We start from the raw sequence: 9,796 nt of genomic DNA, 5'->3' as shown, positions 1-9,796 counted from the left end.
GACAGCAACAGATCGAAAGCGGAATTGCATCGATCTTAAATGGCACGACGGCGATGTTCGGCGCGGTCGTGGCTGGGGTCTTGTTGGTGGATGAACCGCTGACACGTAATAAAATTGCCGGGGCTTTGATCGGGCTTGCAGGGGTTGCCTTCATCATGGGGCCAGAGACTTTGTCAGGTTTGAATCCCAGTAATCTGGCGCAGTTGGCAGTGATTACAGCGGCTTTATCCTATGCTTTCGCAAGCGTTTGGGGGAAGGTCATGCTGGCGGGGCAGCCCCCTTTGATGAATGCACTTGGCATGGTCGCGGGCAGTACAGTCCTGATGATCCCGATTGTGTTCTGTGTCGATGGGGCGCCTGAAATGGATTTGTCTTTGCAGACATGGGGGGCTTTGTTTGGCATCGCATCTTTGTCCACGGTGTTGGCCTATGTGCTGTATTTCGCGATCTTGCAGCGGGCGGGGGCGGCGAACCTGATGTTGGTCACGCTGCTGATCCCGCCCTTTGCCATTGCCTTGGGTGCGATGTTCCTGGACGAGATGATCTCACCCGCTGCTTGGATCGGTTTTGGCATCATTGCTGTGGGGTTCGCCGTGACAGATGGGCGTATCTTCACGGCGATAAGGCGGAGTTAACCGTTCACCAATAGGTTTTGGCGGATCGCCGTTATGTCTTGCGCCGAGATGTTCAGAACGTCCGTCAGATAGCTGTCAAAAGATCCGAAACCCTGTTCAATCGCCTCAAGTGCTGCCAAGATCTGTTCGGGATGTGCACCAAAGGCCGGGCGCAGCGAAGCCGGGCCGTGACCAACCAATTTCTCAAGCTCGGCGTAAGTATAGATGTTGGTCGCGAGGTAATCTCGCATGACGTCTTCCTTAGAATAGCCAAGCACAAGCAGGGTCACAGCAGCCATATAACCGGTGCGATCCTTGCCGCCGGCGCAATGAAACACCAGGGGGAAGTTGTCAGCATTGGTCAGCAGATGCAAAAACCGCGAGACCTGTGGGTTAAAGTCGGTTGCGAAATCCTGATAACGTTCGATGCGGATTTGGCGCAGATCAACATTGTGATCGGTCAGAAGTTGGTCGATCTCATCGAATTTGCCTTCGAACCAAAGCGGGCGAATTTGCAGGCCGATTTCCAGCGGCATGATGCGTTCGATATTGGCCGGATCCGCGCCAATGGGCAAGTTGGCAGTGAAATCCACTGAAGGAATATGTTTGTTGGGGTGGCTGTCCAATTCATCCGGGGCGCGTAGATCAACAATGGTTTCAATGGCTTGATCTGACAGATAGGTCAGATCTGCTGCGGTCAACGCATCCAACTGATCAGACCGAAACAACAGACCCGCGCGAATGCCATTGTCTGGTGTGGTGAGTTCGCGAAAATTCACAAGCCCTTCAACCGGGTTGGTGACGGGGATCTGCGCGCAGTTTTCGGGCAGGGCGATATCCAGCGCTGTGGCGCAGGCGTTTTCGGCCTGAAGGGGGGACGTCAAAGCCAAGGTGGCGGTGCCTGCCAGCAGTAAATTGCGAAAATGGGTCATCGGTGTCGTCCTTATGCGTGAATCATCTTGCGGGCTTTAAAAAGGATTGCGATTGATATAGAAAGTTCAACACTATCGAATTTGCAGATGGAGTTTCCATGCCGGACATCGAACAATTGCGCGCTTTTGTGGTGGCCGAAGAAAACGGGTCATTCTCAGCGGCGGCGCGGGCTTTGGGGAAGGCGCAATCTGCGATCAGTGCAGCCATTGCGAATTTGGAAATCGATCTCGACGTGACCTTGTTTGATCGCGCGGGATATCGACCTGAATTGACGCAACAAGGCCAAGTGGTTCTGGGCTATGCGAAATCTGTGCTTGAGAGCATGGATGCGCTGATGGGTCAGGCAGAAACCCTAAGCACGCGATCAGAAGCACGGTTCACGTTTTATATCGAGGATGGATTGCTTGTGGCACGTCTGCGCGATTTGCTGTCTGGGCTGGCAAATCATTTTACGGGACTTGAACTGCGGGTTGAGGAAGTGCCCCGTGCGCAGATCTTGTTGGCGGTTGAGGGGGGCGTGGCCGATCTTGCGTTGATCAGTCGGATGGAGGGCCTGAGCGCGGCCTGGTTGTCCAGGGGGATTGGGTTTCAGCGGCTGGTTCCGGTCTGTCACTGTGATCATCCGTTGGCACAATGGGCGGAAGTCAGTCGGGCAGAACTTGTGAAACACCGCCAATTTGTGTCGGATGGTGCGCCGATCAGCCCAAATATCTGGCGATCTGACGGGGTAAAGACGCGTATGTCCTTGATTTCAGATGGGCTTGGCTGGGGGGAGCTGCCCGCAGACCTCGTTGCCGAGGCGGTTCTGACGGGGCATTTGAAGGTCTTAAACTATGATTTCGCGCAGAATTCGATCCTTGAAAGCGTTGGGATCATCAGCGCGCATAAGGCCGCCACGGGGCCTGTGATGCGTTGGTTGCTGTCTGAATTTGCCAGCTGGGATCAGCGCGCCTGGATTGGGGACAGTCGGGTCGGGCGACGGGCGTCATGAAAAAGGCGACCGCAATGGGCCGCCTTTTGAAGTGATTGTCGCGATGTTTACAGCAGGGATTTAACCTTGGCTGCAACGGCCTCGGCGGTGATGCCGAATTGCTCATAAAGAACGCCAGCTGGCGCGGATGCACCGAAGCTGTTCATACCGATAAAGCCCGCTTTGGTGGATTTACCACGTTCGCCGGTCAGGTATTTGTCCCATGGCTGCTGTACCGCTGCTTCCACCGCAACACGGACCGGGCCACCTGGCAGAACGCGCTTGCGGTAGCTTTCTTCCTGTGCGTCGAACAGTTCCATGCAAGGGACAGACACAACACGGGTGCCGATGCCTTCGGCTTGAAGCAGATCACGCGCTTTCAGAGCGATCTCAACTTCGGAACCGGATGCCATGATGATCGCCTGACGTTTTTCTTCGGCGTCAGCCAGAACATAAGCGCCCTGTGCCACAAGGTTTTTGTTCTTATGTTCAGTCCGGACAGTTGGAAGGTTCTGACGCGACATGACCATCACAGACGGGGTTGTCTTGGTGGTCACAGCCATTTCCCAGGCTTCAGCCGCTTCGACAGTATCAGCAGGGCGGAAAGTCCAGGAATTCGGTGTCGCACGACAGATTGCCAGATGTTCAACAGGCTGGTGTGTCGGGCCATCTTCGCCAACGCCGATTGAATCATGGGTCATGACAAACACTGTTGGGATCTGCATCAGAGCCGCCAGACGCATGGACGGGCGCGCATAGTCGGTGAAGCAGAAGAAGGTGCCGCTGTAAGCGCGGATACCGCCGTGCAGAACCATGCCGTTCATTGCCGCAGCCATCGCGTGTTCACGGATGCCCCAGTAAACATAACGGCCACCGCGGTTGTCCAGATCAAAGGCTTCCATTTCACCGGTTTTGGTGTTGTTGGAACCTGTCAGGTCGGCAGAACCACCTACGGTTTCCGGCATGATCGGGTTGATGACCTCAAGCGCCAGTTCACCAGATTTCCGTGTTGCAACTTTTGGCTGCTCTTCAGAGATCTTCTTCTTCAGGCGTTTGATCGCAGAGGACAGTTTGTTTGGAACTTCCAGCGCATAGGCGCGGTTGAATTCCGCTTGTTTGCGGTCAGATACGCTTTCAAAACGGGTTTTCCATTCGGCGTGATCAGTTGCACCGCGTGCGCCAATGGCTTCCCACTGTGCTTTGATATCCGCAGGGATGACAAATGCGTCATGATCCCAGCCCCAGGTTTTCTTAGCGTCTGCCATCAGGTCAGGTGCGGTCAATGCGCCGTGGCCTTTGGAGGTGTCTTGCGCGCTGGTGCCCAAAGCGATGTGCGTTTTACAGGCGATCAGCGCTGGTTTGCCAGTGTTCTTAGCTTCGTTGATTGCGCGATCGATGTCTGCAGGATCGTGACCATCACATTCATGCGTAGACCAGCCAGATGCAGAGAAACGTTTCTGTTGATCCGTGATGTCAGACAGAGACACTTTGCCATCGATGGTGATGTCATTGTCATCCCAAAGAACGATCAGCTTGCTTAGCTTGTGACGCCCGGCAAGACCGATGGCTTCCTGGCTGATGCCTTCCATCAGGCAGCCGTCGCCTGCGATCACATAGGTGTGGTGATCAACGATTTTTTTGCCGTATTGCGCGCGCTGAATTTCTTCGGCCATGGCGAAACCAACGGCGTTTGCGATGCCCTGACCCAAGGGACCTGTGGTGGTTTCAACACCAGAAACGTGACCATATTCCGGGTGACCCGCTGTGATTGCGCCCCACTGACGGAAGTTTTTGATTTGATCCAGCGTCACATCTTCGTAGCCAGTGAGATGCAGCAGAGAGTAGATCAACATTGAGGCGTGACCGCCCGATAGGATGAAACGATCGCGGTCCGGCCAGCGCGGGGCTTTCGGATCAAATTTCAGGTGCTTTTCAAACAGCACAGTTGCCACATCGGCAAGACCAATTGGGGCACCGGAGTGACCAGAGTTAGCAGCGGCCACAGCATCCAGCGCCAGCGCACGAATGGCTGTCGCTTTGTTCCAGTGGTCAGGGTTCGCTGTACGAAGCGCAGTGATATCCGTTGGCTGAGTTTCCAAGGCGTTATCCTTTGGCGTTAAAAAAGCAGATGCATCCTCATATCAGTCCAGGGGGCGATTTCAAGCCGTGGATGGCTTTTGAACCCGCTTAAACACCAGTCAGGGGGCTGTTCTGGCGCAGATTTCGATGAAATGACCTATGTGATGGGCTGAATGTGCTGCTGTGTCGGCGGGAAATCGGGTATTCCCCTGACCGAGACGGTGAAGGGGGAAGAAATCCCTGCAATTATTGTCTAAAGTCGGTGTCAGCCGGATTGCGGACGATTCGTTTCCGGCGGCGGCACATGCGACTTTACATGTGAACCGATCCATTCAGAGTAATCCGGACCAACCGGAAATGTGCGACAAGATGCAGGGAGAACTGGCGGCATGAGCGACCCCACCCAGGAGATCAACGAAGAAGATCACGGCCTGAAAGGTGCGGAAATTGCCGCGCTGGAACAACGGATTTCAGCGGCATTTGACCGGATCAACGGTGCCCTTGGCGGACTTGGTAACGGCGATGATACGGAACTTGCAGAACTGACAAGCGCGTTGGAAGACGAACGAAAACGCAATGCACAGCTGGAAGAACGCCTGAAGGTTCTGAATGAGCGCCAGGAAGGTGCAATGCAGGAACTTGAAGAACGGGTTATTGGCTTTGGCAAACGTTCAGCCGATCAACAACGCGAACTGGCATCCTTGCATGAGGTGTGCGATAAATTGCGCGAAAACAACAGCATGCTGCGCGAAGCGAATGCGTCGGGCCTTGCGGATGCCGGACTGGTAAACGGCGGGCTACAGGCTGAAATTGATATGTTACGTGCACAACAAGCTGCTGATCGGGCTGAGCTTGATGCCATTTTGGAAGAACTCCGGCCTGCGATTGCAACAGCACAAACAACCGGGGAAACCGGAGAGGACGCCGTGCCTGCCGCGACATCTGATGCAGCTGCCTCAGAGGAGACTGTTTAATGCCTGAAGTTACGATCAAAATCGGCGAACGCAATTTTTCGGTGTCCTGTCAGGACGGTGAAGAACATTTCCTGCAGTCTGCTGCCGAGATGCTGGATACAGAAGCGAAAGTTCTTTTGAAACAAATCGGGCGTATTCCGGAAGAACGGATGTTGCTGATGTCGGGCCTAATGCTGGCGGACAAAACTGCGGGACTTGAAGATCAGGTTTCTGCGTTGAACGACAAACTGGCGGCGCAGGAAAAGCAAATGGAAGAGTTGCGCGAGAGTGCGGCCGCAGTTCCCGAACCGGAACGGGTTGAAGTTATCTCTGAGGTTATTCCTGATATTGTAACGGACACTTTAGAAGCACTTGCCGGACGTGCAGAAGCCCTAGCCGCAGAAGCGGAAACCAAAGCGGCAGGCTGAACCGGTTGCATGGATGATAAACAAAACCGCCCTGAAATTCGGGGCGGTTTTTGTATATTCAACGCAAACCGATCTGGTCCATGATACGTTCGAATTCCGACTTTTTCGGATCAAACGCCCGGTCCTTCAACGCATCGAACCGCTTGCGTAGGGCTTTCTTTTCATCCCCCTTACAATCGTTCCATGGCCGTCCCTGCAGAGCCATTTCCAGCACATAATATCCGATGAAATGTGGACGGGTGCCGTTTCGCAGCAGTTGCGCATAGGCCTGATCTGTTCCCAACGCGCGCAATTGGTCGGCTGTGTGTATACCAGCGCGGGCGCAGGCTTCATCCATAGCGGGCCCCAGATTGCGCAGGGAAGATACGGGGGGCGAGGAGGCTTGGGTCACGCGTTGTGTCCGGTTCATTGTTATGGTGCGATATCAGAATACAACGTGCCAGGCCGTTTTGCCATTACTGCGTCGTGAGATGGCCAATTTTGTCACAAGGTTTAACGCAACAACGGACAAAGCTGGTTGTTTGCGGAAATACACCTGGCGTGTTCCGTGTATGGGACGTGGTCGTTTGTGGCGTTGATCGAATTGGATCGCAGAGGTTTTTTATCCCGCAGACGTTTTTTAACCCATTGTGCGCCAGGGCACGGAAAGGCGGGTGGAAAACGGCGATACATGTATCAGATATGCAGTGGCAGCGACCCGGAGCCGGACACACTCTCTTCCATGACCTGCGCATTGTTGCCTGTCTCTGCATATCACCAACTTGCGAATTTTCGCAAACCAGAAGGGTAATTCAGGTGGAAAATCAAATACCGTCGTTGCTGATTTTCCTTTTCCCATTAGCCTGGAGCCCTGGTCCCGGGAACCTGATCTTCGCCGCCACGGGCGCAAGATATGGTTTCCGGGCCACCTTGCCGCTAAGTCTGGGGTATCACGCGGCAAAGTTTCTGGTGAGCCTGGTGTTAGGGTTGGGGATGTTGCAAGCGTTGGCACCAGGTTCAATTGGGTTCACTGTGCTGAAAGTCGTTGGCGCATTGTATATTCTGCGCATGGCGTTGTGCATGCTTTTAAAAGGGGGAAGCTCGGTTTGCGGCGGACAGGAAAAGGCGGGGCTGTTTACGGGCGCTGCGTTGCTTCTGTGCAATCCAAAAGCACATGTCATTACGCTGTTAATGTTTGCGCAGTTCCCAATCGCACCAGAAGATCCGGACGCGTTGCAGAAGGTCATTGTGATTTCTACGATCTTCACCCTGAACAATTGTGTGGCTTTTGCCTTCTGGACCTTGATTGGGGAACAGATTTTCAAGGGCTTTAGAATAGGGGCCACACAAGAGGTTCTGCAACGTGTCTTTGGTCTGAGCCTGATGTTTGTATCCGGTTGGATGCTGGTATAATCACCTGGCGCATTTTGCACAAAGCGGTGCATGGGGAACAAGATCTAGCCGGGCTTCGGCAATGTCTTCGCCACATTGTTCGCAGGCACCATATTCACCGGTTTCGATACGCTTTAACGCGGAGCCAATCAGCCGGATTTCGATCAATCCCTGATTGCCCATCGCTTCCAGGACTTCGGTGTCTTCCGCTTCTTGGGCCGCTTCTTCCCAGTCTTTTGCGACAGGGGCATCCAGTGTGTGTTCAATGTCATGCACACGGGTATCAAGTTCAGACAGACGTTTTTCGAGCTGAACTTTACGATTGGTTAAAGTCATTTTAACAGTCATGGCGCGTTGCCTCCTTCAGATTAAGGACGAGGCAACGCGCTGTGTGAGGATCTGCTAGATTCGCGTGCCCCGCTTATGCGTTAGCTTCGCGAATCTTATCGGCCGCGTCTTTGTCATAGGTCACGCCGTTTTCATCAAACATGCCGTCCAATTCACCAGACAGGGTCATTTCGGTGATGATGTCGCAACCGCCCACGAATTCGCCTTTGATGTAAAGCTGAGGGATGGTTGGCCAATCGGAATAATCTTTGATGCCCTGACGGATGGTTTCGTCTTCCAGAACGTTCACGTCCTGATATTCCACACCCATGAAGTTCAGAACTCCAGCGACGCGGGAAGAGAACCCGCATTGTGGCATGGATTTAGTGCCCTTCATGAAAAGGACAACATCATTGGCTTTGACTGTTTCGTCGATTGCAGTTTTTGCGTCGGTCATTTTTGGTCTTTCGTAGCTTTGGCCTGTCGTGGCCGGAGTGTTACTTGTTGCGGCGATTATCGTGCTGTTTTTGGGCATTACGACGTTCGATGTTTTCATTGTTGTGATGTGTTCGTTCTACAGCTGCAACATCAGTCGCTTCCATACCCAGTTGAGATTGTTGATCTTCAACGTAGTGGTCATCTGCAGTCTTTGCATCTTCTTTTACGCGGGAAAGAGGACGGCTGCGGTTCTTGCGGAGATAAGATTCCGCTGCAATTGCCAAAGTGACAATAGAAATAATGCCGAAGAGGATCAGTTTGAAAGTCACTTTTTGCCTCTGGGCATCATCTCACGGGTATATTTCTGAGGGTCCTTAGAGACACGCGTAACAGTGGTAACTCCACCATGACTTCCACCTCCGCCGCCTTCCACAATCGAGTCGCCCTGTCCAGGTACAGTGCCACGCGGTGCTTTTGGTCCATCTTTTTCAGGCCAGTTCCACCAAACATACCCAACAACAACAAGCAGGCCTGGGAGAAAAGCGAGTAAGGTGAAAATGGTTACGTCGCTCATTCAGGCGCCCTAGTTGTCAGGCCCAACGCATGGATTTCGCCGTGAGAGCCGTCCATTTTGCCTTTCAGCGCGGCCATGACGGCACGTTGCTGTTTGACGCGGTTTTGGCCACGGAAGCTTTCATCCACGACTTCAGCATTAAAATGCACGCCATCTTCGCCAACGACGGTGATTTGTGCATCGGGGAAGCTTTCGCGGATCAGGTCTTCGATATCCTGGGCAGTGACGGCCATGGGGGCTCCTGTAATCATAGTGTTATATAAGATTTAGGGGGCAGGGGCGTGATCTGCAAGGGGATTTGCGCCGGATGTGACATTGGGATGCCTCCGGCGGGAGTATTTTGCGCAAGATGAAATTAATGCGAAACCACGTCACGCAGGGATTTCAGGAAGGCTTGGTGGCGTGGTTTGATGTGTTTGGACCAGGCGCTGAGGGCGATGCGGGTGGCGTCGCCTTCAACGGTGATTTCGCGGATCAGATCATCACGCTGGGCCTTTAGCGTTGTTGTCAGAGGCAGGTTTGCAGCGGCATATAGCAATTCCAGGGCTTCGCGCATTTCACGTGCAATGGCGAAATCTGTAATGATGTCGCGCGTGATGCTGGGATCTTTGCGCCAGGTTTGGCGGCCATATAGGGCGCTGACCCATTGACCGGCCCCAAGACAGGAATATTTCACACAGCCGCCAAAACCCTGATCGGTCAGACGTTCGTGGATTTTACATTGGTGATCATGGCGCAGATTGGGGCAGGGGATGCCTGCAGGTTTGTCGATGGCGAAATCATCGCCTTTGTCAAAGGCCAGCGCCAGACAGCACAACGCCTGACAGTTTTCACAGTCAGGCGTTAGCAGGTTTGTAATTCCGGCGTTCATCTTAAGCGACGGCAGCGGCGAAAGATGTGCGGTAGGTGTCGGACAGTTCTGCCAAAGGTGCAGAGCTTCCGCCCATATTGACCGTGTCGCCGCCAAATGTGCCAACAGATGCCACGGGAACGCCGGCTTGGCCTGCGGCGATGAACAGGGCTTCGGCCTGATCAAAGTTACACGCGACAAGGTAGCGGCCTTGGTCTTCGCCATAAAGTTCAGGCGTTGTTGCCGGGTCAAGCGAGAC

14 protein-coding genes and 1 pseudogene are annotated in these 9,796 nt (G+C 53.7%); 5 read left to right on the top strand and 10 right to left on the bottom strand.

What is annotated here, in order from left to right; translation table 11 throughout:
- Positions 1-635: DMT family transporter (locus tag ACPGUT_RS15140; RefSeq protein ID WP_423992796.1), on the top strand; the 635-nt coding region annotated here is incomplete at its 5' end.
- Here the strand turns inward: ACPGUT_RS15140 and ACPGUT_RS15135 are convergent.
- Entirely contained in the window at positions 632-1,546 is a 915-nt protein-coding gene (locus tag ACPGUT_RS15135) for a tyrosine-protein phosphatase (RefSeq protein WP_423992794.1), read from the bottom strand. The two genes, ACPGUT_RS15140 and ACPGUT_RS15135, sit on opposite strands and share 4 nt — an antisense overlap.
- 98 nt (positions 1,547-1,644) lie before the next feature.
- Here ACPGUT_RS15135 and ACPGUT_RS15130 point away from each other — a divergent pair, with 98 nt between their 5' ends.
- Entirely contained in the window at positions 1,645-2,538 is an 894-nt protein-coding gene (locus tag ACPGUT_RS15130) for a LysR family transcriptional regulator (protein WP_423992792.1), read from the top strand.
- A gap of 47 nt (positions 2,539-2,585) precedes the next feature.
- Here ACPGUT_RS15130 and tkt read toward each other — a convergent pair whose 3' ends face one another.
- Positions 2,586-4,616 carry a transketolase gene (gene tkt / locus ACPGUT_RS15125; RefSeq protein ID WP_423992790.1) on the bottom strand — a complete coding sequence of 677 codons (2,031 nt, stop codon included), beginning with the start codon at positions 4,614-4,616 and terminating at the stop codon, positions 2,586-2,588.
- A gap of 369 nt (positions 4,617-4,985) precedes the next feature.
- Here tkt and ACPGUT_RS15120 point away from each other — a divergent pair, with 369 nt between their 5' ends.
- A complete protein-coding gene (locus ACPGUT_RS15120) occupies positions 4,986-5,570 on the top strand; it encodes a hypothetical protein (RefSeq protein ID WP_423992788.1) in 585 nt (194 codons plus the stop codon).
- Positions 5,570-5,977, top strand: a complete 408-nt coding sequence (locus ACPGUT_RS15115; RefSeq protein ID WP_423992786.1) for a cell division protein ZapA — start codon at positions 5,570-5,572, stop codon at positions 5,975-5,977. The genes ACPGUT_RS15120 and ACPGUT_RS15115 overlap by 1 nt, the downstream gene beginning before the upstream one ends.
- Positions 5,978-6,035: 58 nt before the next feature.
- Here ACPGUT_RS15115 and ACPGUT_RS15110 read toward each other — a convergent pair whose 3' ends face one another.
- Positions 6,036-6,368: a TfoX/Sxy family protein gene (locus tag ACPGUT_RS15110; RefSeq protein ID WP_423992784.1), complete on the bottom strand. Its 333-nt coding sequence runs from the start codon at positions 6,366-6,368 to the stop codon at positions 6,036-6,038.
- Between the two features lie 89 nt (positions 6,369-6,457).
- Here ACPGUT_RS15110 and ACPGUT_RS15105 point away from each other — a divergent pair, with 89 nt between their 5' ends.
- Positions 6,458-7,369 carry a LysE family translocator gene (locus ACPGUT_RS15105; RefSeq protein ID WP_423992782.1) on the top strand — a complete coding sequence of 304 codons (912 nt, stop codon included), beginning with the start codon at positions 6,458-6,460 and terminating at the stop codon, positions 7,367-7,369.
- Here ACPGUT_RS15105 and ACPGUT_RS15100 read toward each other — a convergent pair whose 3' ends face one another.
- The 7 genes and pseudogenes from ACPGUT_RS15100 to ACPGUT_RS15070 all read right to left on the bottom strand — a co-directional run.
- Positions 7,370-7,696, bottom strand: coding sequence for a TraR/DksA family transcriptional regulator (locus tag ACPGUT_RS15100; protein ID WP_423992780.1), 327 nt, complete (start codon positions 7,694-7,696; stop codon positions 7,370-7,372).
- Positions 7,697-7,769: 73 nt separating this feature from the next.
- The gene (gene grxD / locus ACPGUT_RS15095; protein ID WP_423992778.1) at positions 7,770-8,132 is read right to left on the bottom strand and encodes a Grx4 family monothiol glutaredoxin; all 363 of its coding nucleotides are present in this window, start codon (positions 8,130-8,132) and stop codon (positions 7,770-7,772) included.
- 40 nt (positions 8,133-8,172) lie between these two features.
- Positions 8,173-8,442 carry a hypothetical protein gene (locus tag ACPGUT_RS15090; RefSeq protein WP_423992776.1) on the bottom strand — a complete coding sequence of 90 codons (270 nt, stop codon included), beginning with the start codon at positions 8,440-8,442 and terminating at the stop codon, positions 8,173-8,175.
- Entirely contained in the window at positions 8,439-8,687 is a 249-nt protein-coding gene (locus ACPGUT_RS15085; RefSeq protein WP_423992774.1) for a hypothetical protein, read from the bottom strand. Before ACPGUT_RS15085 ends, ACPGUT_RS15090 begins: the two co-directional genes overlap by 4 nt.
- The gene (locus tag ACPGUT_RS15080) at positions 8,684-8,920 is read right to left on the bottom strand and encodes a BolA/IbaG family iron-sulfur metabolism protein (protein WP_423992772.1); all 237 of its coding nucleotides are present in this window, start codon (positions 8,918-8,920) and stop codon (positions 8,684-8,686) included. The genes ACPGUT_RS15085 and ACPGUT_RS15080 overlap by 4 nt, the downstream gene beginning before the upstream one ends.
- A 122-nt stretch (positions 8,921-9,042) precedes the next feature.
- The gene (locus ACPGUT_RS15075) at positions 9,043-9,558 is read right to left on the bottom strand and encodes a hypothetical protein (RefSeq protein ID WP_423992770.1); all 516 of its coding nucleotides are present in this window, start codon (positions 9,556-9,558) and stop codon (positions 9,043-9,045) included.
- A gap of 1 nt (position 9,559) precedes the next feature.
- Positions 9,560-9,796, bottom strand: a pseudogene (locus tag ACPGUT_RS15070) (phosphoribosylformylglycinamidine synthase subunit PurL); the annotation flags it as partial.

The sequence above is a fragment of the Halocynthiibacter sp. genome (assembly GCF_049608145.1).
In the GTDB taxonomy this organism is placed as follows: Bacteria; Pseudomonadota; Alphaproteobacteria; order Rhodobacterales; family Rhodobacteraceae; genus Halocynthiibacter.
Note: the sequence above shows the minus strand (reverse complement) of the source record. Positions and strands in the feature narration are given on the sequence as shown.

What these genes read in the sequence shown, in the direction of transcription:
- ACPGUT_RS15080 (WP_423992772.1), bottom strand. Translation starts at nt 8,920, where the DNA reads ATGGCCGTCACTGCCCAGGATATCGAAGACCTGATCCGCGAAAGCTTC.
- ACPGUT_RS15120 (WP_423992788.1), top strand. Translation starts at nt 4,986, where the DNA reads ATGAGCGACCCCACCCAGGAGATCAACGAAGAAGATCACGGCCTGAAA.
- ACPGUT_RS15085 (WP_423992774.1), bottom strand. Translation starts at nt 8,687, where the DNA reads ATGAGCGACGTAACCATTTTCACCTTACTCGCTTTTCTCCCAGGCCTG.
- ACPGUT_RS15100 (WP_423992780.1), bottom strand. Translation starts at nt 7,696, where the DNA reads ATGACTGTTAAAATGACTTTAACCAATCGTAAAGTTCAGCTCGAAAAA.
- ACPGUT_RS15130 (WP_423992792.1), top strand. Translation starts at nt 1,645, where the DNA reads ATGCCGGACATCGAACAATTGCGCGCTTTTGTGGTGGCCGAAGAAAAC.
- ACPGUT_RS15075 (WP_423992770.1), bottom strand. Translation starts at nt 9,558, where the DNA reads ATGAACGCCGGAATTACAAACCTGCTAACGCCTGACTGTGAAAACTGT.
- ACPGUT_RS15135 (WP_423992794.1), bottom strand. Translation starts at nt 1,546, where the DNA reads ATGACCCATTTTCGCAATTTACTGCTGGCAGGCACCGCCACCTTGGCT.
- grxD (WP_423992778.1), bottom strand. Translation starts at nt 8,132, where the DNA reads ATGACCGACGCAAAAACTGCAATCGACGAAACAGTCAAAGCCAATGAT.
- ACPGUT_RS15115 (WP_423992786.1), top strand. Translation starts at nt 5,570, where the DNA reads ATGCCTGAAGTTACGATCAAAATCGGCGAACGCAATTTTTCGGTGTCC.